This is a genomic window from Embleya sp. L77 (genome assembly GCF_055557415.1).
Genome location: NZ_CM145710.1, coordinates 1,025,977 through 1,045,228 on the forward strand (window position 1 = coordinate 1,025,977; position 19,252 = coordinate 1,045,228).

The following is a 19,252-nucleotide window of genomic DNA, read 5'->3' on the forward strand; positions in this document are numbered from 1 at the left end:
CGGGGTGGGTGCAACGGGGGCGGGCGGGTGCAACGGGGGTGGTGCTCGCGTCACCGGGTGGACAGTGGTTGCCAGATGCGCCGGGACGCGGCCAACGGGTCGCGGACCACGGTCGGTTCGACGTCCCAGATGCGGACCTGCGGGTCGTCGGCCGCGAACCGCGGCCAGCCCGGGTCGCCGGTCCCGGCGAAGGAGATCCAGGCGGCCCGCAGTTGCTCGGAGAGCCGATGGAAGTCCGCCGACGGCGGCCTGCCGCCGAACAGAAACTCGCCGGAACCGCCCCGCGCGTGCCCGAACGTCACCGGGATGTCGATCGTGTGCACGGCACCCAACACACCGCCCAGCACCGGACTGCGCCACGCGAACTCGTACACGAACGCCCGCCCACCGGCGGCCGCATGCGCCTCGGCCAGCCACGTCGAGGGCATTCGGAACAGCGAGTCCGAGTAGATCGCGGTGTACAACTCGCCGACCGAGCGGCCCGGATGGCTCGCCCGGTAGTCCGCGAGCGCGGAATCATCCAGGCCCAGTTCCTTGGCGACCTCCGCCAGGTCCACCCCGCCGCGCCGTCCCGTGCGCCGACCTCGCCCGGCCGACGTGTCCTGTGCGTCCCGGCGCGGCCGGTTGCGGGCCATCGCGATCACCATGGGCAGCGACGTGGCCACGGTCTTGGCCATCGCGGACAGGCTCGGTTTGAGCAGCCCGCGTTGGAGGGACCACAGGCTGAACTCGTCGCGGGTGTATCCGGAGATCAGGTCGATGTCCCGCGCCGCCCCCGAACGCAGCGCCAGCCACGGCTTGTCGATGACGGTGATTCCGTCGACGACCGGCGAGAACGCGGTGATGGCCTCCGGCGTGGTCCAGGCCCCCGGTTCGGCCTCCATCGCCGCGAGCGGGACGTCCTGGACGGCCAAGAGTGCCTCCGGCCGCAGCGTGGCCACGTCGCCGGGGGCGACGCCGGCCGCGTCGGCGATGGTCGCGGAGATCCGCCGCGCCTCCTCTTCGGGCAGGAACCGACCCGCGAGACTCTGCACGATGGCGCGTCGGAACAGTCCCCGAGCGGCGGGTGCGGTCAACAGCGCGGCCACCGAGGCGCCACCGCCGGACTCGCCGAAGATGGTCACGTTGTCCGGGTCCCCGCCGAAGCCGGCGATGTTCTCCCACACCCAGGCAAGGGCCGCGATCTGGTCCAGGAAGCCCCGGTTGGCGGGCGCCCCGGGCACGAACCCGAAACCCTCGAAACCCACCCGGTAGTTGAACGTGACCAGCACCACGCCACCGGCGGCGAGCACCGCCCCATCATGGGTCGGATCCCCCGAATGCCCCGACTTCCAGGCACCGCCGTAGATCCACACCATGACCGGCAGCCGGTCGCCGCCGCCACCGGGCGTCCACACGTTGACGCTCAGGCAGTCCATACCGTCCTCGGGCCGCCAGGCCCGGGGCATCCCCGGCACCAGCGGAACCTGCGGCGGCGCGGCACCGAAGGTGTCGGCCGAGCGCACACCGTCCCACGGCACGGGCGGCGCGGGGGCGCGGAACCGCAGGGCGCCTTCGGGCGGGGCTGCGAACGGGATGCCGCGGAAGACGGTCGTCGCACCGAGTCGCACCCCTTCGACGGTGCCGGCGGTTGTGTCCACGACGTGGTTCATCGGTTTCCTCCTGGGGTGGTGAAGTCCGGGGCGCAGCCGCGGCGTTGGGTCCGAAGCGCCGACGGCCCTCGGGTCCCGGCGGCTCGGGCCGAGGGGCTCGGGCGGGGTGGCTCGGACCGAGTGGCTCGGGCGGGGTGGCTCGGGCCGAGTGGCTCGGACGGGGTGGCTCGGGCGGGTGGTTCGGGCCGGGTGGCTCGGGCTCGGGTTCCGGCAGCTCGGGTCCCGGCAGCTCAGGCTCGGCGGCTCGGGCCCGGCAGCTCAGGCTCGGCGGCTCGGCCCCCGTGGTGATGCGATCAGCGGCGATGCGCTGAGCCGGCGACGCGACCGGCAGCGACGGAGCAGGTTTCCCCCATCCGCCCGTCCCGCGCGGCCGGCGGCGAACCACCCCCACGGCGCCGCCGATCGCCCGGCCCCGAGGGTACGGGGATCGCCGGTCGCGTTCAGCGGCCCGCCGGCGGGCCCGTGTCGAGGAGTCGAAACGCCCGGTCCGGGTCGCTGCGGACATGCGGCGTACGGTCGAAGACCATCACGTGGCGGTGCCCCGACTCGTACTTCGGCCAGTCGCCGGGGTCGCCGTCGCGCGCGAACGCGGCCCAGGCCCGACCGAGCGCGTCGGCCAGCTCCTGCGGCGGTCGGGCACCGGTGAATCGTTCGACCCCCTCGACCGCCAAGTTGTCGAAGACGAAGGGAAGTTCGAGCGAGTGGCAGGCCCCGAGCCGCCCGTCGAGCGCCGTCGAAGGCCAACGGAACAGGTAGCGCCACACGTCACCGCCCGAAGCGGCTCGGGCCTCGGCGAGTCGGCGCGTGGGCCCGCCGAACACCTGCTCCCCGATCAGCGCTGCCATCAGGCCGGTCGGCGAGGTGTCCCACTCGACCGCGCCGAAGACGGCCAGCGCGACGTCGGGTTCGCGGTAGGCGGCGGCGAACATCGGCCCGACGGCGGCCTCCGCCGCCTCCGTCGCACCGGGATCCAACACCGTGAACATCCGACCCTCGTCACCGTTGGCGCCGAGGAGCAGCGGGATGTGGCCGCCGACTCCCCTGCGGATCGCGTCGATCGGCGGCTCGGCCAGCGTGCGGCCGTCCACGATCGGCGCGAAGGGCAGGGCCGTACCGGCACCCTTCGCCCGGGCGGCCCGCAGCACCGCCGCCTGCGCCCGCAGCAGTTCCGCGGTCGGCACGGTCAGTACCTTCGAGGCGACGTCGGGAGTGATCCCCAGTTCGGCGAGCAGGTCGCGGGCGACCTCGGCCGCGGCCTCGACACCGGCGACGCCCTCACCGCTGCCGCTCTGGACGATGGCCCGGTGGAACAGGGTGCCGGAGGCGGGCGTCGCCACGTGCGCCACGATGCTCCAGGCTCCGGCCGATTGGCCCGCGACCGTGACGTTGTCGGGGTCGCCACCGAAGGCGGCGACGTTGTCCCGCACCCAGGCGAGTGCCGCACGCTGGTCCAGCAGACCCAGGTTGCCGGAGTCCGCGTAGTCCTCGCCCAGCAGTTCGCCGAAATGGAGGAAACCCAGGGCGCCCAGCCGGTAGTTGACGGTGACGACGACCAGGTCGTGCCGTTCCGCCAACCGGGCTCCGTCGAAGACCGGGTCGCTTCCGCTCCCGGTGACGAAGCCCCCGCCGTGCAACCAGACCAGCACCGGACGTCGGGCATCGTCCACACCGGACGTCCACACGTTCAGGGTCGGACAGGCGGCCTCGTCGTGAGCGAACGGCGGGTGGCCGAACATGCGCTCCAGGACGACGTCCCGATTCTGCGGTGCGGCCGGACCGTACCTGGACGCATCCCGGACACCGGTCCACGGCTGCACAGGCCGCGGTGCCCGGAAGCGATTCGGGCCGGTTGGCGGCGCGGCATACGGAACTCCCTTGAAGGCAAAGATGTTTCCCTGCGCGGCGGTACGGATCTCGCCACTGGCGGTCGAGACGTACGCATGCGGGCGGGGTCGTGGACGCGGCCCGTTCACGGCTGCTCCCCGAGTCGCCGACACAGCCCCACCGCAGGTCGCACGGCAGGGCGCATGGCGGGGTGCATGGCGAGGCGCGTCGCAGAGCGTATGCCGCGCCGTACGGCCGCAGGCAACGGCGGTGTGGCCGCGGCGGCCGTCGTCGTCGGAATGGCTCCCGTGATCGAGGGGCGGGGCACACGCTTGCGCATCGAATCCATCGAATCCATCGAACCTGTCCTCGGGATCGGTGATGGGCGGAACAACCGCGTTCGCGAGGCGACGCGGGTTGTCGAGGAACACGCGGGGCCGGCCCCGAGCGGCTCCGGGCGCACTCGGCGGCATGGCATGGGAAAAGCGGTCGCGGCGTTCGGCCGCGGGACCTGCGCTGCGCCGTGTCGCGCCGCGCCGATGTCGCGCCGCCGACCCCGGAACCGCGCGCTGCGTCGGGCGCGGTGGCGGGATCTTGGCGGAGGAACGAGCGTTCGTCGTTCGGGATGTGCATCGCATGGACGCGATCACAAGCACAACGATGTGCGTGCGAGGACGCCCCACCCGGAGGATGTTTGGATCCGTACGCTCCGGGTCGTTGCCGATCGTACGAACGCAAACAGCCATCCACAAGAGTGATCGCGTTATTTTGACCCTGGTGAATTTTCCTGCATAACGGCTTGATCTCAACTCTTGCTTATACGTGTCAGCCTAGAGTTCCCTTGCCTCGCCGAAAACCGCACCCGTCGGCGCCCTCCACACCCCGCGTCGTCACCCGTCCAGTTGTCGGGCGTCGCGCCGAGACGAGGTGCGGCCTGATTCCGTTGACCGGCGCCACCCCGGACGCCCTCGCTACCGATCGCCTCCGGACCGACCGACCGACTGAACGCGACCGATCGGTAGGGCCCTACGTCACGTCGCCGACGACGGCCTGTGCGCCGACCGTACGGTGGTCGCGTACACCGCGAAGTCGTTGCCCTTGACCGACGAATGCCCGTTGTGGAGCGAGTCTCCGGCGAGTCGCGCGACGAACGTCCGCGCTGGGCGGCACGGCGTTCGCGGGCTCCGGACCGGCAGTTGCCGGCCGGAGTGGGGCCGGCGGGCGCGGCGTGCTCGCAGGGGTGCGGCCGGGGAGGTTCCTTGGATAGAGTGCCGCGGCTGATCGGCCACGCGTACCACGGAGGCGACTTGTCCAACCATCCGGGATATCCAGGCTCGCAGAGCCCCCCTCCTCCTCCGCATCACGGCCAACCCAAGTGGGCGTGGTGGGTGGTGGGCATCGCCATTCCGCTGATCGGCATCATCGTCACCATTACCGTCAGTCGGTCCGATTCGGATTCGGATTCGAAGACGCCGTCGGCGAATTCGGCTCCCGTGCCCGGCGTGCAGAGCCCGCAGGCTCCGCAGGTCTCGCAGAAACCGCCGACCACCACGGGCGGCGGCGGGCAGTCGACCTCGAACGCACCGGCACCCGGCGGTCAGCCGGCCCGGGTCCTGTTCGGGCCGGGTCCGGTCACCGTCGACCCGAACAAGCAGTACGTCGAGTTCGACACCAGCCCGCCGCTGGTCTCCCAGTCGAACAAGGCGGTAGACCTGTTCTTCGCGTACACGCTGGGCGACCCCGAGCTCATGACGGTGGGCTCCACCAACACCCTGGCCGCGCTCCCCCAGGGCAGCCCCGAGCCGACGGCGGAGGTGTGTGCCGACGCGGTCGGCAAGCGCGGCACCTATGTGGGCGGCAAACTCGCCCAGGGCGCCCGCTACTGCATGATCACCAACGAGGGACGCACCGGGTACATCAAGGTGACCGGACCGGCCGCCGCCGGCGCTCCGCTGCGTCTGGAAGCGACCGTCTGGGATCTTCCCGGCTGAGGCCGGGCATTCGCCGCCGGCCGCCCCGCGTTCGGGCACGGCCGTACGTCGTTCCCGGGTTCGCGCGCGAGATGCGCAGCCGCGGTGCGTTCCTGCCGCCCGGCGCCCGCGCCCGACGCGTATGCGCGACGCGTGCACCCGATGCCCGCGTCCGACATGCGCGCGTGCGCCGCGCGCCGTGGCGGTCCCAACCGGGGTGCGCCGCGCGCCGCGGCGCTCCGACCCGCCGTCGCGTTTGCCGAACCGGCAAAGAAGCTTGCCGAAACCTCAACCCCGGTCGCATGGTCGTCGTGGAGGTGGTCACGATGACCGATCAGCCGATGAATGACGGCTACGACGTGGTGATCGTCGGCGGTGGAGCCGCGGGACTGAGCGGGGCGCTGACGTTGACGCGCGCTCGGCGCTCGGTGCTGGTGATCGACGCGGGCGCCCCGCGCAACGCCCCGGCCGAGGGCGTACACGGGCTGCCGGCCCTGGACGGGATCACGCCGACGGAGTACCTGGCACGTGCCCGGGCGGAGGTCCGCGGCTACGGCGGGCATGTGGCCGACGGCGAGGTCGAGACGGTCGGCCGTACGGGGGGCGGGTTCGCGGTGACGTCGGCCGACGGCCGTACCGTCCGCGCCCGTCGGTTGCTGGTGACCACCGGGCTGGTCGACGAGTTGCCGAACGTACCGGGGCTGCGCGAGCGGTGGGGCCGGGACGTGCTGCACTGCCCGTACTGCCACGGTTGGGAGATCCGCGACCGCGCCGTCGGGGTGCTGGGCTGCGGGCCGCTGTCGGTGCACCAGGCGCTGCTGCTGCGCCAGTGGAGCGCGGATGTCACGTTCTTCACGCACACCGTGCCGCCGACCGACGAGGAGGCGGAGCAACTGGCCGCCCGCGGCATCCGCGTGGTCGCGGGCACGGTGGCCTCCGTGGAAGTCGCCGGGGACCGCCTCGTGGGCGTCCGGTTGGCCGACGGCACCGTGGTCGAGCGGGCGGCGCTAGTGGTCGCACCGCGCATGATGGCCCGCGCCGGATTCCTGGCCGGGCTCGGATTGTGGCCGGTGGAGCATCCGTCGGGGGCCGGCGAGCACGTCCCGTGCGATCCGGGCGGCGCCACCGACGTGGCCGGCGTATGGGTCGCGGGCAACGTCGCCGATCCCTCCGCCCAGGTCGGCACGGCGGCGGCAGCGGGTGCCGCCGCGGCGATTCGGATCAACGCCGACCTGGTCGCCGAGGAGACCCGACGCGCGGTCGCCGCCCGCCGGGACCCGTTCTCGGCCGAGCACGAGGCGCGTGTGTGTGCAAGCGTGCTGGGCGACCGCCGGCACGGTCTGTGAACCGGGTGCCGGCGCCGGCGCGGCGGGTGGTCGCTTCCGGTGGTCGGCGGCGGGCGGATCAACTCGCCGAGGTCACCGCGACGGCCGCCCGGTCACGACGCCACGCCTAGCCGCCGAGCAGGATGCCGACGACGGTGGCGGCAGCGGCGAACAGGTGGATCGAGCGCGACCCGGGACCGTCGTTGACGACCCGGCCGCCGAGCCGGGCGCCCAGGGCGGCGAGTTGGTACGCGGAAGTTCGGCCACGGCGGAGGTCGCGGGCGTGGCCTCACGGACGTCCGGTACCGGACGCCGGACCAGCACCCACCCCAGGGCGCAGCACGGGGCGATGGCGACGAAGGTGGAGCGCCGGCCGAAGCCGTTGCCGATCAGGGTTCCGATCGGCGCGCCGAGGATCATCGACGGGTTCATCCCGAACACGCGCGCGGAGACGGTGGATGCCTGCTTGCCGGGCGGTGCGGACGAGGCCGCGATGACGATCGCGTTGGCGAAGAAGGTGGCGGTGACCAGTGAGGTGACGATCCGCGCCGCGAACAGCACCGGGTGGTTCGGCGCGAGGGCGGAGGCGAAGTTGCCGGCGACGACGATCGCGAGCATGACGGTGATCAGCGGCTTGCGCGCGATGCGGGAGGCGCGGCCGGTCAGCACCGGGCCGCCGACGACCATCCCGCTCACGTACGCCGTCACCAGCAGTCCGGCGGCCGAGATCGACACGTCCACGTCGCCGTCGCCGGCGACATCGTGCAGAGATCCACGAACCGGCCGTGCACCAGCGCCGCGACGGCCTCGTTGCGCCTGCCGGGTTCGGTGGCGGCGTTCAACGCCAGGCAGCCGCGCCGCCCGGGGTCGGCCATGTCAACCTCGATCATGCCGAGCATCGGATCCCACAACCGCTCCCGCACCGACCAGGATTCGGACGCGGACCCGGAGTCGGAGGCGGATCCGCACGCGGATCCGGAGTCGGACGCGGATCCGGCATCGGATTCGGATTCGGATTCGGCCGGCAAGTCGGGCTGCCGTACGGCAACGGGTGCGCGGGGTGCGGCCGGTCGGGGTGGCGAGTCGCGGCGACGCGGCGGCGTGGGCGCTCCGCCATAGACTCCGAACGTGGCCGGACAAACGAGTACGACGCCGCTGTCGGATGTGCGCTTCGTGGGGTTGCGCTTTCGGCTGGAGACACGGGGGTTGCAGCGCCCGGTCCCGGTCGAGGTCGCCGCACTCACCCATCACGGTCCGGGCGATCACGTCGCCTGGCGCGCGTATGCCCCGATCGAACCTCCCGCACCCGGAAGCCCGCCACCCGCGCCGATCACCGTCCCGGTACCGCCCGTCGCACCCGGTTCCCTCGCCGCGGCGCTCGCGGACATCGAACGCCACGTGGTCCGCGACCTCCCGCACGCGGTGATCGGGCTGCCGCCGTTCGCCGAGAAGACGCTCGTTCGCGAACAGCGCGCCTATTGCCCGCTGCTCGCCTCGTGCGTCGTCCTGGACGTGATGACCCTGGCCGCAGTCGTCGGCCCGACCGGCGCAGCACAGTCCTTCGACGCCAGGCTCCGGCACATCGGCCTGCGCCCTCCGCACGAACGCGCGGTCACCTGGGACGCGTACGCGCTGACCCACCTGTTCCACGCCACCGTCGCCCAAGGCATCGCCGCGGGCCGCTGGTCCACCCTGGAGGACCTCATCCGGGTCGCCGGGTCCTCCGTGCCCGCCGTCGAACCCGAATTCATGCCCGCACTCGACGTGCAGGAGTCCCTCTTCGACTGACCCCGCCCCGTGCAACCACGGGGCCGCCTTGCCGTTCGCCGAGGTGGGTCAGCGGGGTGGGGCCGAGAGCGGACCGCTGCCCGCCGTGCGCAGGAGGGGTTTGGTCATCGCCCGGGTGATCGTCGGGTCGCGGCCGTCGACGTAGGGGTCGCGCAGGGTGTAGCCGGCTCCCGCGAACAGGGCCAGGGCCCGCATGTTGCGGCTGCCGGTCTCCACCACCAGTCGCCGGGCGCCGGCCTGGGCGGCGGTGTGCTCCAGTGTGCCGAGCAGGCGGCGGCCGTGGCCGTGGCCGCGCTGCTCGGGGCTGACGTACAGGCGTTTGATCTCCGCCGCCCGACCGGGCATCGTGCGCCATCCGCCGCAGCCGACCGGGGCGTGTCCGCTGTAGGCGAGTACGAACAGGCCCTCGGGGGGCTCCAGATCGCGAGGCTCGGTGGTGTCGGGATGATCGGCGAAGCCGTACAGGCCGACCTGCTCCGAATACAGGGCGTACAGGAGGATCTGCGTGTCCGGATGGGTGTAGGGACGCGGCACGAGACGAACGTCGGCATGGGCGTTGGGGCCATCGGCGCCGAACGGCCCGTGATGGCCCGGCGCCGCGCCCAGCACGGCCCCGCCCTTGGCGCGGTGCGCGAAACGGATCAACGACCTGCTCCCTTCCCGCCGACCCCGCACATCGGGGCTCCACCACGATTCTCCGTGAAGCCCCCACACCCCGAACAGTGGCCCCGGCCAACAGACCCCAAACAAGTCCCGCCAAGTCCCCACCCCCACCCGGCCGCTCGCCCCGTCGCCCCGCTCTCGCCACCCCCGGGCCGACCGTTGCCGTCTGCGCCGCGTGCCGGATACCGAACGTCGGCGTCGAAGGCCGCTCCCACGCGGGCCCGCCCGCAACCCGCCCCCGCCGAGATCGACGAAGACCGCGTACTCGTCGGGATCGGCGCCGTCGGGGCAACGACTAGCCCACCGCACCGGGCCCATGGACGGGTTGCCCGGGTCGGCGGGGCGGAGCAGGATGCGGGGATGCGTTTCTCTGTCAACATCCCGAACTTCGGTGACTTCGCCGATCCCAGGACGGTGGCCGCGGTCGCGGTCGCGGCCGAACGGGCCGGCTGGGACGGCCTGTTCGTCTGGGATCACGTGGTGCACGACAAACAGGCGCGGCGGGGTCAACCCTTCGGTGATCCCTGGATGTTGCTGACCGCGGCGGCGTTGGCCACCTCGCGGATCCGACTGGGCACCCTGGTCACCCCGGTCCCGCGCCGGCGTCCGCAGCAACTGGCCCGCCAGGTGGCCACGTTGGACGCGCTCAGTGGTGGGCGGGTGATCTTCGGGGCCGGGCTGGGCGGGCCGGTCGAGGACGAGTACGGCGACTTCGGCGAGCCGACCGACCCGGTCGTCCTCGCCGAGCGCCTGGACGAGGGCCTGGGCCTGTTGGACCGCTACTGGTCGGGCGAACCGGTGGACCACGACGGACCGCACTACCGGGTTCGGGACGTGACGCTGCTGCCCGCCTCGACGCAACGTCCGCGACCGCCGGTGTGGATCGGCGGGTTCTGGCCCCATCGGCCGCCGATGCGCCGCGCCGCGCGCTGGGACGGCGCGGTCCCGTTGTTCGCCTCGGCCAGGCACGGTCACGCCCCGCCGGTCGAGCAGGTCCGCGACCTGGTCGCGTACGTGCGCAAGCACCGCGGCGAGCGATCCGAAGCCCCCTTCGAGTTCGTCCTCGGCGGCGTCAGCCCCACCGATCCGGCCCGGGCCCACGACCTGCTCGGGCCGCTGATCGACGCCGGCGCCACGTGGTGGGACGAACGCCAACGCATGGACAACGCCGACCTGTACCTGTCGGCCCCGATCCTGCGCCGGATCGAAGCGGGGCCACCCGTCTTCTAGTTCGCGCCGCCCGTCGCGGGCGCGGCCGTGCTCGCCGCGCGTGCGGGCCGCGCTCTCGCGCACTGCGTTGCGGCGCCGACAGCCGACGACAGCGTCACATCCCGACCGTAACCCGACCGGAGACACCACCCGATGAGCGACACCTCCCTCGCGAACGCCCTGCGCCTGCCGGACGGCACCGCGATCCGCGGGCGCGGTTTGCGCCGGCCGCCGCCGGACGGGCCGGTCCCCGAGTTCGGCCTCTACCTCGGCTCCGACCGACTGCGCCGCCGGCACGAGGACGAGCTGTCGTGGCCGCACACGTGGATCGACTGGCCCGACTTCCTCCTGCCGCGCGATCGGGACGCGGCCGTACGCGAGATCCGCGCCCTGTACGAACGGGCCCGTACCGGCGCCTCGGTCGAAGTCGCCTGCGGTGGCGGCGTCGGCCGCACCGGTACGGTCATCGCCTGCCTCGCCGTCCTGACCGGGCTCGACCCCACCGACGCCATCGCCTGGACCCGACGACAGCACCACCCACGCGCCGTCGAAACGCCGTGGCAGCGCCGCTGGGTGGCCCGCTTCCCGGCCGGGTGACCCGCCTCCGACGCGGGGAACGGCGCCCACCGGATCGCTCGCACCGGCCATCGTCTCCGCCGCACCAGAGGAACTGCGCCGGGCACCGCCATTCGTGCGCTGCTCGGCACGCCCGCCGTGGCCCGGGCAGGTCACGGCGGCGAGGGCGCGGCGCGGCATACGGGCCGTCCGCGCCTCACCGGGCCGCGGACATCGCGCGCGACCCGCACCCTGCCTGCCCGGCGCACATCGTGCGCGACCCGCACACCGCCCGACCAGCAGCGCCGGCGCCTACGCGCCCAGGTCGGCCAGGCACTTCAGGGTCGCGTCGATCGACGGGCGTCGGGCGGGCAGCAGGGGCAGTCGTACGTCCGGGGTCGGGATCCGGCCCTGCGCGTGCAGGACGCCCTTGATCACGGTCGGGTTGGGTTCGCCGAACGCCGCGGCCGACAGCCTCGCCAGCGCGTGGCCCAGGTCCCGGGCCCGGGCCGGGTCGCCGTCCCGCCAGGCGTCGGCCAGTTCCACGAACCGGCCGGTGGCCAGGTGCGCCGAGGCCAGGATGCCGCCCGCCGCCCCCAGGGCCAGCAGCGGCGACAGGAACAGGTCGTCGCCGGCCAGCACCGTGAAGTCGGGCGGCAGGTCGCCGAGCAGGTCCACCGCCTCCTGATCGATGCCGCCCGTCGCGAGCTTGACCCCCACGACGCCGAAAATCCCGGCCAACTCGCGCAGTCCGGCCGCGTCGAGCGCCTGCCCGGTGCGGTAGGGGATGTGGTAGACGATCAGCGGCAGCGGGCTTGTGCTCGCCAGCCGGGCGAAGTGTGCCCGGACGCCCGCCTGCCCGGGACGCGTGAAGTACGGGACGGGCACCAGCGCGGCGGCCGCCGTCGGCCACTGCGCGAGGTCCGCGAGGGCACGCGCACCGGCCCGGGTGTCGTTGCCGCCGGCGCCGATCGTCAGGGCCGCGCCACGGGCCGCGCACACCCGCGCGCACACGTCCACCACCACGCGCTTCTCGTCGGCGTCCAGCGTGGCGGCCTCGCCGGTCGTCCCCAGCGCGACGATCCCCGCGGCACCCTCGTCCAGGACGCCGTGGGCGAGGCCCTCCAGTGCCTCCTCGGCGACGTCCCCGTCGGCGGCGAACGGCGTGACGAGCGGTACGTGAACCCCGTGCAGGGGTGGGCGTCGGTTCATACCCACCAGGGTGGCCCGCGATTTTCGTTCAGGTCCAGTTCACATTTGTGAATCCGAGCGTAAGCTGAGCTGATGCTCGACGTCCGCCGCCTGCGCCTGCTGCGCGAACTCTCGCTGCGCGGCACGATCGCCGCGGTCGCCGAAGCGCTCGCCTTCACCCCGTCCGCGGTCTCCCAGCAACTCGCCACCCTCGAACGCGAGGCGGGCGTCCCCCTGCTGGAGCGCACCGGCCGGCGGGTCACCCTCACCCCCGCCGGCCGGAAGCTGGTCCGGCACGCGGAGGCCGTCCTGGACCACCTGGAACAGGCCGCGGCGGAACTGGCCGACACGCGCCGCGGCCTGGCGGGCCCGCTGCGGATCGGCACCTTCCCCACCGCGACCCGAACGATCGTCCCGGCCGCCCTGGCCCGTCTCGGCGACCGGCACCCGGGGCTGGAGCCGATGGTGCTGGAGATCGACCCGGCCGGCGTCGCGGGCGCGTTGCGCGCGGGCGATCTGGACGTGGCGCTGATCCACGAGTACGACTTCGTCCCGCCGACGGACGAACCGGGCCTGGCCGACCGGCCGTTGTGCACCGAGCCGATGTACCTGGCCGCGCCGACCCCCGCCCCGGCCGCCGAGGCCGCCTCCTCGGTGCTCGCGCACTGGCGCAACTCGCCCTGGATCACCGCGACTTCGGGCACGATGTGCCACGCGATGACGATCCGGGCCTGCCAGGCCGCCGGGTTCACCCCGCATGTGCGCCACCAAGTGGACGACTTCGCCACCGTACTGGCACTGGTCGCGGCCGGTCAGGGCGTCGCCGTCGTACCGCAGCTCGGCATCGCGGATCCGCCGCCCGCGGTGCACCTGACCCGGCTGGCGATCCATCGCCGCACCAGGATCGCCTTCCGCAGCGGCGCCGCCGCGCACCCAGCGGTGGCCGCGGCCGTCGAAGCCCTGCGCGCAGCCGTACCGAACGGGCTGACCGAGACACCGCCGCCGTCACCACCGGTCACCCCGCACACCCCACGGCGAAGCCGACGACCGCGCCCCTGACCCCACCCGGCTGCGTGGCCGTGCCGACACCCCCGCCGCCCGATCCCGACTCGCGGGGAGCAGCGGCGAAGGGGCCGGATGGGGTACGGCCGCGTTGAACATGCCCAACCGGTGCGTGTCGCGCGCGCAAGCGCGGCGAACACAGGCAACGCTGGTGCGCGGCCGCGCGGCCCGATCACGACCGCCGACCCAGGGCCGCCAAGAGCCGAGCAGGGCCGCTCGGAGCCGCTCACGGCCGCGAGGAGGATGGGCATGCTTGTTCTCGGACACGGACAGGTCGAGGCACTGCTCGACCTCGACCCGTTGATCGACGCCTTGGCCACGGCGATGGCGGACCTGAGCGCGGGTCGCGCCTCGGCGCCGGATCGCGTGGCCGCGCCGGTCCCCGAGCGGGACGCGTTCCTGGCGGCCATGCCGGGCTACGTGCCCTCCGCCGACGTGCTGATGAGCAAGCTGGTCTCGCTGTTCCCGCGCAACGCCGGCACATCGCTGCCGACCCATCAGGCCCTGATCGTGGTGTTCGACCCGACGACCGGCGAACCCACGGCACTGCTGGACGGCACGGCGGTCACCGCGCTGCGGACCGGCGCCTGTTCGGCGCTGTCGGCACGGCTTCTGGCCCGCGAGGACGCGACGGTGCTCGCGATCCTGGGCACCGGGGTGCAGGCTCGCTCACACGCCCTCGCGATGTGCCGGGTCCGCCCGATCCGGCAGATCCGGGTGGCCGGCCGGGATCGCACCAAGGCGGCGGCGTTGGCCGATGAACTGTCGTCCGTACTGCCGGTCGAGGTGCGGGCGGCGCACGACTACGCCGAGGCCCTCGCGGGCGCGGACATCGTCGCGGCGACCACCCACTGTCTCGAACCCGTGGTGCGCCGCGCGTGGTTGGCGCCCGGAACGCATGTCACCTCGGTCGGCTTCAACCCGGCCGGCCGCGAACTCGACGACGCCACGATCGCCGACGCGCTGGTGTGCGTCGAATCGCGGCAGGCCGTACTGGCGCCGTTTCCCGCGGGCAGCAACGACCTGCTGATGCCGATCCGTGACGGCGTGATCACCGCCGAGCACGTGCACGCCGAACTGGGCGAACTCGTCGCCGGCACCCGCCCCGGACGCACCTCCGCGGACCAGCTCACCGTGTACAAATCGGTCGGCGTCGCGGTACAGGACGCGGTGGCGGCGGCACTGGTGGTCGCCGCCGCCCGGGAACGGTCGATCGGCACGGAGATCGCGTTGGCGTAGCGGCCGGGCGGTGGCGGGTCCGCAGAATCGATCGGCCGGGTCGGCCGGCGAGCCCCGCCGGTGGCTCCGGTGTGCGCGGCCCGGCAGGGCGTATGGCACGCTCCTTCCGAGCACGTCGCGCCGTTCGCCGAACCCTCGGTGGTCGCGCGGGATCGAGACCGAGTCGTGGAGCACGCCGATGAACGACGGTACGCGGACCATCCGATGGGGGATCCTGGCCACCGGCGGCATCGCCGCCGAGTTCACCGGGGCACTGCAGAGCCTGCCGAACACGGAGGTCGTCGCGGTCGGTTCGCGTAGCGCGGAGGCCGCGAAGGCGTTCGCCGAACGGTTCGGCATCCCCCGCGCCCACGGCAGCTGGGCCGAACTGGCCGCGGACGACGACGTCGACGTCGTCTACGTGGCCACGCCGCACGCGGCGCACCGGTTCGCGGCCGGGCTGTGCCTGGAGGCGGGTCGGGCCGTGTTGTGCGAGAAGGCGTTCACCCTCGACGCGCGACAGGCCCGCGAACTCGTGGAACTGGCCCGCGATCGCGGGCTGTTCCTGATGGAGGCGATGTGGACGTACTGCCACCCGCTGATCCGCCGACTGCGCGAGGTGATAGACGCCGGCGAGATCGGCGAGATACGCAGCATCTCGGCGGCGTTCGGCTTCGCCGGGGAGTTCCCGCCCGAGCACCGGCTGCGCGATCCCGCGCAGGGCGGCGGCGCGCTGCTCGATCTCGGCGTGTACCCGGTGTCGTTCGCCCAATTGTTGCTCGGTGAGCCCGACGCGATCCGCGCCTGGGCGCACCTGACCCCCGAAGGCGTGGACGACAACACCGGAATCGTGCTGGGCTGGAACAACGGCGCCGTGGCCACCCTCGGCTGCACGTTCACCGCGGACACCGACGCGCCCGCGACGATCACCGGCACCAAGGGGAGGATCGAATTCGCCGAGGGCTTCTTCTACCCGGACCGCTTCGTGATCCACCGGCCGGGCCGGCAGCCGCAGACCGTCCTGCTCGCCGAGGCCACCGCCGACCCCGAACGCGGCACGATGCGTCACGAGGCCGCCGAGGTGAACCGCTGCCTGCGCGCCGGCGAGACCGAATCGCCCCTGGTGCCGCTGGCGGGAACCCTCGCGGTGATGCGCACCCTGGACACCGTCCGCAAGCAGATCGGCGTCACCTACCCGGGAGTGGACTGACCCGTCCCTCATGTCCCGGTCGACCGGCTCCTCCCGCCAACCGTCCTGTCCTTCACGGGGTTTCCGCACCGCAGGTCACCGAAGTCGCCTCGGTCGGCTCCGGAACGGAGCCTGCCCCGCGCCCTTCCCACGCCGTTTGCGGCAAGTTCAAGCATCCGTCGCCGATATGCCGGAACCTTTTCGCCAGGAGGGTGTGCGCTGCCCGACCCCCTGAGACAAAAGGACTGGTCACCTTGCTTACGCATTGGCGTGGAAGAGTCCGACTCGTCGCCGTCGCCCTGTCCGTCATGGCCCTCGGGTTGTCCGGCTCACCGGCGTCCGCACTGACCCCGCCCCGAACGCAGGCCCAGGACGCGGCCGGGGCCCAGGCGCAATCCGCCGTGCGGATCAACGAGGTCGAGTCGAACGGTGGTTCACCCGGCGACTGGGTCGAGTTGGTCAACACCGGCTCCACGGCCGCCGACGTGTCCGGCTGGGTCGTCAAGGACAACGACAACTCGCACTCGTACACCATCGCCGCCGGCACCTCGCTGCCCGCGGGCGGGCATCGGGCGCTGGACGTCGACTCCTCGTTCGGGCTGGGCAGTTCCGACTCGGCCCGCCTGTTCCGACCCGGCGGCTCCACCCTGGTGGACTCCTACTCCTGGACCGCGCACGCCGGCACCACCTACGGCCGCTGCGCCGACGGCACCGGGGCGTTCGGCACGACCACCGCACCCACCAAGGGCGCGGCGAACGCGTGCGGGCAGCCCTCCGGCACCGCCTGGCCGGGCGGCGCGGGCGTCACCGTGGCCGACGCCTCGAACGTGTTCGGCACGAACCTCAGCGGTCTCTCGTTCCAGAGCGCCGGCGTGTTGTGGGCGGTGCGCAACGGCCCGAGCAGGCTCTACCGGCTGGTGCCCGACGGTGCGACGTGGCGCCCGGATCCATCCGGCGGCTGGGCGTCCGGCAAGCCGCTGAACTACGCCGACGGCGGCGGTGATCCGGACGCGGAGGGCGTGAGCGTCACTCCCGACGGGATGTTCGTCGCCACCGAACGCGACAACGACGACGACGGCGTCAGCATGCCGAAGATCCTTCGCTACGACGTCTCCGGCACGGCCGGCTCGCTGAACGCGACCGCCGAATGGAACCTCACCGCCGATCTGCCCGCGGTGGCCGCCAACAGCGGTCTCGAGGGCATCTCCTGGATCCCGGACACGTTCCTCACCGCCCACGGTTTCCACGACGAACACACCGGCGCGACCTATGATCCGGCCGCCTACCCGGGCCACGGCAGCGGCCTGGTCTTCGCCGCCCTGGAGGCCAACGGCACGGTGTACGCCTACGCGTTGAACCAGAGCGGCGGCGGATACACCCGGATCGCCACGATCGCGAGCGGATTCCCCGCCCTGATGGACCTCGAATTCGAGCCCGCGACCGGCCACTTGTGGGCCGCCTGCGACGACACCTGCCAGGGCCGGGCCGCCGTGCTCGACATCGACACGCAGGGTCGGTTCACCGCAACCGCCCGGTACGACCGCCCGACCGGAATGCCGAACTACAACAACGAGGGCTTCGCCATCGCACCGCAGGCCGCCTGCGTCGCGGGCGTCAAGCCGGTGATCTGGGCGGACGACGGCAACGACGGCGGCCACGCCCTCCGCACCGGCACCCTCACCTGCACCCCGTAGGCAACCACACACCGAACGATCCACACGGGACGGGCGAGACCCCATCGGGCCATCGCCCGTCCCGCACCCGCGGCGGGCCCGCACCCCCGTGGCGGGCCCGCCACGCCCGGGTCCGGCGACGACACCTCGCGCGCTCGGGTACGGCGCGGAGCCCTACTTGGCGTTGTCCTCGGCGAGGGTGTGTGCCACGAGGGCGTTCGCGTGGCCGTGGCCGAGGCCGTGCTCGGTCTTGAGCCAGGTGACCAGTTCCATGTGCCTGGTCAGCGGCGAGGACCGGATCAGGCCCTGCCATTCCGAGATGGACCGGCCGTACTTCTTCTCGATCGAAGGAAAGTACGCGGCAGGACCCTTCACGACGTCGCTCATCTTCTCGTCTCCTCTCGCCGGATGGTGATCTCATGATCGCGAGCTCGGATTGTGACAGAGCGCCCGCTCCCGGGAAACACCCGAGCCGCTCGGCCCCTGCCGTCCTTCTTGCAGAGAAGACCGTCCTCACCCACCCGACTCATCGGCATCGGAAAGAGATCCGGGTCACATTTCCCGCCCGCCTCGCGCATCGAACCGGCCCGCGCGGGCCCGGCTCAACCCGAGTCGGGCGTGAGCACGTGCGTGGCCGCAGCCGCGATCGCCGCCGTCAGGCCCGGCTGGTCCGGTGCGGGCAGCAGTGCGTTCCGGGGCGTGCCCTCGATCAACGCACGCACCGCGGCGACGCGCGCGAGCGCGGTGATCGGCCGCCGGGTCGCGGTGGCCGCCGTGAGCAGTCCGGGCAGCGCGTGCAGCGGGCGCGGGCCGGTCGTGGCCGCCGCGAAGGGCGGCGGCGCCTCGGGCCGGGCGCGCAGGATCGGTACCCCCTCCGGCGGCGTGGCCAGGCCGGTCAGGTCGACGATCAAGTCGGCCTCGGCGGCGACCACATGCAGCGTGCCACCGCCCGGGCCGAAGGGGTCGAACAGGGTCAGGTCGGCGATCCCGGCGGCGATCAGCAACCCGGTCAGGTCCCCGCCCCGCGCCGGATCCACCAGCACCACGCGCCCACCCAACGGATTCACGCCGCGGTTGACCAGCGCATTGACCGTCGCGGCGGCGATCGCGACGGCGAGGCCGTCGTTGAGGGCGTCTAGCAGGAGTACCGGCGGCGTGGGCCCGAGGATCGTCCGGGTGGTCGACACGTGTTCGGGGCGGGTGTGCACGAGCACGGCCGCGGCGAAACCGGGGGCGAGCAACCGCACCGCTTGGGCGATGTCCTCGACGTGCGGCGTGGCGATGGGCAGTGGGAAGACGTCCAGCCCGGTGGCCCGGCGCAGGTGTACGGCCTGGGATTCGAGGGCCGGCAGCGCGGCGTCGGCGGGCAGCGCCTCGAAGTCCAGGACGGCGCTGGCGTCGCTGATCAGCGCGACGCGGTGCCGGCGTCCGGTGTAGTGGTCGGTCTGATCGGGGTGTGCGGCCAGGTGCGAGACGACACGACGGTCGGCGTCGGCGTCGAGCAGGGCGATGTCGTGACCGGTCGTGGTCGCCGCGCACACCCGCAGGGTCAGCTTGCCGGTGGACGCCGTGGCGAACACCGGGTCCTGGGTGTGCAGCAGGTCCGCGCCCAGGCGCCGGGTCAGCGTCCGGGTGAGCCAGGTGAGCGTGCCGGCACCGTCGGCGTCCAGGGTGATGCGACACGTGCCCATCGCGTCCGGTGCGTCCACGCGGCTGGTCACGGTGCCGGGTGCTTCGGTGAGGATGGCCGCGACCAGGCCGGCGGCGCCGGGTGGTACGTGGATGCGAATGCTGTAGGCCGGGTTGGTCGCGGAGGATCCCGGCAGGTCGCGGTTCACCACGGCAGCACCCGGGGCGGCACGTGCCCGGTGGTCTCGGATGCTTCCCGCCGGTCGTCCATGGCGCGGGTCCCTCGTTCCTCGAAGATCGACGT

Annotated in this window: 17 protein-coding genes; 9 read left to right on the forward strand and 8 right to left on the reverse strand. The window is 73.0% G+C overall.

Annotated features, from left to right (window positions below):
• Nucleotides 1-50: 50 nt before the first annotated feature.
• Together ACZOOI_RS34565 and ACZOOI_RS34570 are read right to left on the reverse strand one after the other, a co-directional pair.
• Nucleotides 51-1,652 (reverse strand): carboxylesterase/lipase family protein, encoded by a 1,602-nt coding sequence (locus ACZOOI_RS34565; RefSeq protein WP_465283508.1) that lies wholly within the window; start codon nt 1,650-1,652, stop codon nt 51-53.
• Nucleotides 1,653-2,092: 440 nt separating this feature from the next.
• Complete coding sequence (locus tag ACZOOI_RS34570) at nt 2,093-4,222, reverse strand: carboxylesterase/lipase family protein (RefSeq protein ID WP_465283509.1); 2,130 nt, start codon at nt 4,220-4,222, stop codon at nt 2,093-2,095.
• A gap of 756 nt (nt 4,223-4,978) precedes the next feature.
• Between ACZOOI_RS34570 and ACZOOI_RS34575 the strand changes: the two genes are divergently transcribed.
• Together ACZOOI_RS34575 and ACZOOI_RS34580 are read left to right on the forward strand one after the other, a co-directional pair.
• Nucleotides 4,979-5,467: a hypothetical protein gene (locus ACZOOI_RS34575; protein ID WP_465283510.1), complete on the forward strand. Its 489-nt coding sequence runs from the start codon at nt 4,979-4,981 to the stop codon at nt 5,465-5,467.
• A 305-nt stretch (nt 5,468-5,772) separates the two neighbouring features.
• Nucleotides 5,773-6,792 (forward strand): NAD(P)/FAD-dependent oxidoreductase, encoded by a 1,020-nt coding sequence (locus tag ACZOOI_RS34580; RefSeq protein WP_465283511.1) that lies wholly within the window; start codon nt 5,773-5,775, stop codon nt 6,790-6,792.
• A 72-nt stretch (nt 6,793-6,864) separates the two neighbouring features.
• Here the strand turns inward: ACZOOI_RS34580 and ACZOOI_RS34585 are convergent, their stop codons facing one another.
• Together ACZOOI_RS34585 and ACZOOI_RS34590 are read right to left on the reverse strand one after the other, a co-directional pair.
• Nucleotides 6,865-7,512 carry an MFS transporter gene (locus ACZOOI_RS34585; RefSeq protein WP_465283512.1) on the reverse strand — a complete coding sequence of 216 codons (648 nt, stop codon included), beginning with the start codon at nt 7,510-7,512 and terminating at the stop codon, nt 6,865-6,867.
• Nucleotides 7,476-7,661 carry a hypothetical protein gene (locus ACZOOI_RS34590; RefSeq protein ID WP_465283513.1) on the reverse strand — a complete coding sequence of 62 codons (186 nt, stop codon included), beginning with the start codon at nt 7,659-7,661 and terminating at the stop codon, nt 7,476-7,478. Before ACZOOI_RS34590 ends, ACZOOI_RS34585 begins: the two co-directional genes overlap by 37 nt.
• A gap of 238 nt (nt 7,662-7,899) precedes the next feature.
• Between ACZOOI_RS34590 and ACZOOI_RS34595 the strand changes: the two genes are divergently transcribed.
• Nucleotides 7,900-8,559: a hypothetical protein gene (locus tag ACZOOI_RS34595; protein WP_465283514.1), complete on the forward strand. Its 660-nt coding sequence runs from the start codon at nt 7,900-7,902 to the stop codon at nt 8,557-8,559.
• Nucleotides 8,560-8,607: 48 nt separating this feature from the next.
• On the opposite strand, the gene ACZOOI_RS34600 is transcribed toward ACZOOI_RS34595, so the two are convergent.
• Nucleotides 8,608-9,204, reverse strand: a complete 597-nt coding sequence (locus ACZOOI_RS34600; RefSeq protein WP_465283515.1) for a GNAT family N-acetyltransferase — start codon at nt 9,202-9,204, stop codon at nt 8,608-8,610.
• A gap of 378 nt (nt 9,205-9,582) precedes the next feature.
• Here ACZOOI_RS34600 and ACZOOI_RS34605 point away from each other — a divergent pair, with 378 nt between their 5' ends.
• Nucleotides 9,583-10,452 carry an LLM class flavin-dependent oxidoreductase gene (locus ACZOOI_RS34605; RefSeq protein ID WP_465283516.1) on the forward strand — a complete coding sequence of 290 codons (870 nt, stop codon included), beginning with the start codon at nt 9,583-9,585 and terminating at the stop codon, nt 10,450-10,452.
• 132 nt (nt 10,453-10,584) lie between these two features.
• A complete protein-coding gene (locus ACZOOI_RS34610) occupies nt 10,585-11,028 on the forward strand; it encodes a protein-tyrosine phosphatase family protein (RefSeq protein WP_465283517.1) in 444 nt (147 codons plus the stop codon).
• A gap of 270 nt (nt 11,029-11,298) precedes the next feature.
• On the opposite strand, the gene ACZOOI_RS34615 is transcribed toward ACZOOI_RS34610, so the two are convergent.
• Nucleotides 11,299-12,198 carry a dihydrodipicolinate synthase family protein gene (locus ACZOOI_RS34615; RefSeq protein ID WP_465283518.1) on the reverse strand — a complete coding sequence of 300 codons (900 nt, stop codon included), beginning with the start codon at nt 12,196-12,198 and terminating at the stop codon, nt 11,299-11,301.
• A gap of 72 nt (nt 12,199-12,270) precedes the next feature.
• Between ACZOOI_RS34615 and ACZOOI_RS34620 the strand changes: the two genes are divergently transcribed.
• The 4 genes from ACZOOI_RS34620 (at nt 12,271) to ACZOOI_RS34635 (ending at nt 17,340) form a co-directional block, all read left to right on the forward strand.
• Nucleotides 12,271-13,236: a LysR family transcriptional regulator gene (locus ACZOOI_RS34620; RefSeq protein ID WP_465283519.1), complete on the forward strand. Its 966-nt coding sequence runs from the start codon at nt 12,271-12,273 to the stop codon at nt 13,234-13,236.
• A 252-nt stretch (nt 13,237-13,488) separates the two neighbouring features.
• Nucleotides 13,489-14,478, forward strand: a complete 990-nt coding sequence (locus ACZOOI_RS34625) for an ornithine cyclodeaminase family protein (protein WP_465283520.1) — start codon at nt 13,489-13,491, stop codon at nt 14,476-14,478.
• A gap of 178 nt (nt 14,479-14,656) precedes the next feature.
• Entirely contained in the window at nt 14,657-15,667 is a 1,011-nt protein-coding gene (locus ACZOOI_RS34630; RefSeq protein ID WP_465283521.1) for a Gfo/Idh/MocA family protein, read from the forward strand.
• A 287-nt stretch (nt 15,668-15,954) separates the two neighbouring features.
• Nucleotides 15,955-17,340 (forward strand): lamin tail domain-containing protein, encoded by a 1,386-nt coding sequence (locus ACZOOI_RS34635; RefSeq protein ID WP_465283522.1) that lies wholly within the window; start codon nt 15,955-15,957, stop codon nt 17,338-17,340.
• A 153-nt stretch (nt 17,341-17,493) separates the two neighbouring features.
• Here ACZOOI_RS34635 and ACZOOI_RS34640 read toward each other — a convergent pair whose 3' ends face one another.
• Both ACZOOI_RS34640 and ACZOOI_RS34645 read right to left on the reverse strand, forming a co-directional pair.
• Nucleotides 17,494-17,706, reverse strand: coding sequence for a DUF4287 domain-containing protein (locus ACZOOI_RS34640; protein ID WP_465283523.1), 213 nt, complete (start codon nt 17,704-17,706; stop codon nt 17,494-17,496).
• Between the two features lie 215 nt (nt 17,707-17,921).
• A complete protein-coding gene (locus ACZOOI_RS34645) occupies nt 17,922-19,160 on the reverse strand; it encodes a malic enzyme-like protein (RefSeq protein ID WP_465283524.1) in 1,239 nt (412 codons plus the stop codon).
• Nucleotides 19,161-19,252: the final 92 nt, after the last annotated feature.

What these genes read in the sequence shown, in the direction of transcription:
- ACZOOI_RS34630 (WP_465283521.1), top strand. Translation starts at nt 14,657, where the DNA reads ATGAACGACGGTACGCGGACCATCCGATGGGGGATCCTGGCCACCGGC.
- ACZOOI_RS34580 (WP_465283511.1), top strand. Translation starts at nt 5,773, where the DNA reads ATGACCGATCAGCCGATGAATGACGGCTACGACGTGGTGATCGTCGGC.
- ACZOOI_RS34565 (WP_465283508.1), bottom strand. Translation starts at nt 1,652, where the DNA reads ATGAACCACGTCGTGGACACAACCGCCGGCACCGTCGAAGGGGTGCGA.
- ACZOOI_RS34610 (WP_465283517.1), top strand. Translation starts at nt 10,585, where the DNA reads ATGAGCGACACCTCCCTCGCGAACGCCCTGCGCCTGCCGGACGGCACC.
- ACZOOI_RS34615 (WP_465283518.1), bottom strand. Translation starts at nt 12,198, where the DNA reads ATGAACCGACGCCCACCCCTGCACGGGGTTCACGTACCGCTCGTCACG.
- ACZOOI_RS34590 (WP_465283513.1), bottom strand. Translation starts at nt 7,661, where the DNA reads ATGATCGAGGTTGACATGGCCGACCCCGGGCGGCGCGGCTGCCTGGCG.
- ACZOOI_RS34640 (WP_465283523.1), bottom strand. Translation starts at nt 17,706, where the DNA reads ATGAGCGACGTCGTGAAGGGTCCTGCCGCGTACTTTCCTTCGATCGAG.
- ACZOOI_RS34620 (WP_465283519.1), top strand. Translation starts at nt 12,271, where the DNA reads ATGCTCGACGTCCGCCGCCTGCGCCTGCTGCGCGAACTCTCGCTGCGC.
- ACZOOI_RS34635 (WP_465283522.1), top strand. Translation starts at nt 15,955, where the DNA reads ATGGCCCTCGGGTTGTCCGGCTCACCGGCGTCCGCACTGACCCCGCCC.
- ACZOOI_RS34605 (WP_465283516.1), top strand. Translation starts at nt 9,583, where the DNA reads ATGCGTTTCTCTGTCAACATCCCGAACTTCGGTGACTTCGCCGATCCC.
- ACZOOI_RS34625 (WP_465283520.1), top strand. Translation starts at nt 13,489, where the DNA reads ATGCTTGTTCTCGGACACGGACAGGTCGAGGCACTGCTCGACCTCGAC.
- ACZOOI_RS34570 (WP_465283509.1), bottom strand. Translation starts at nt 4,222, where the DNA reads ATGGCTGTTTGCGTTCGTACGATCGGCAACGACCCGGAGCGTACGGAT.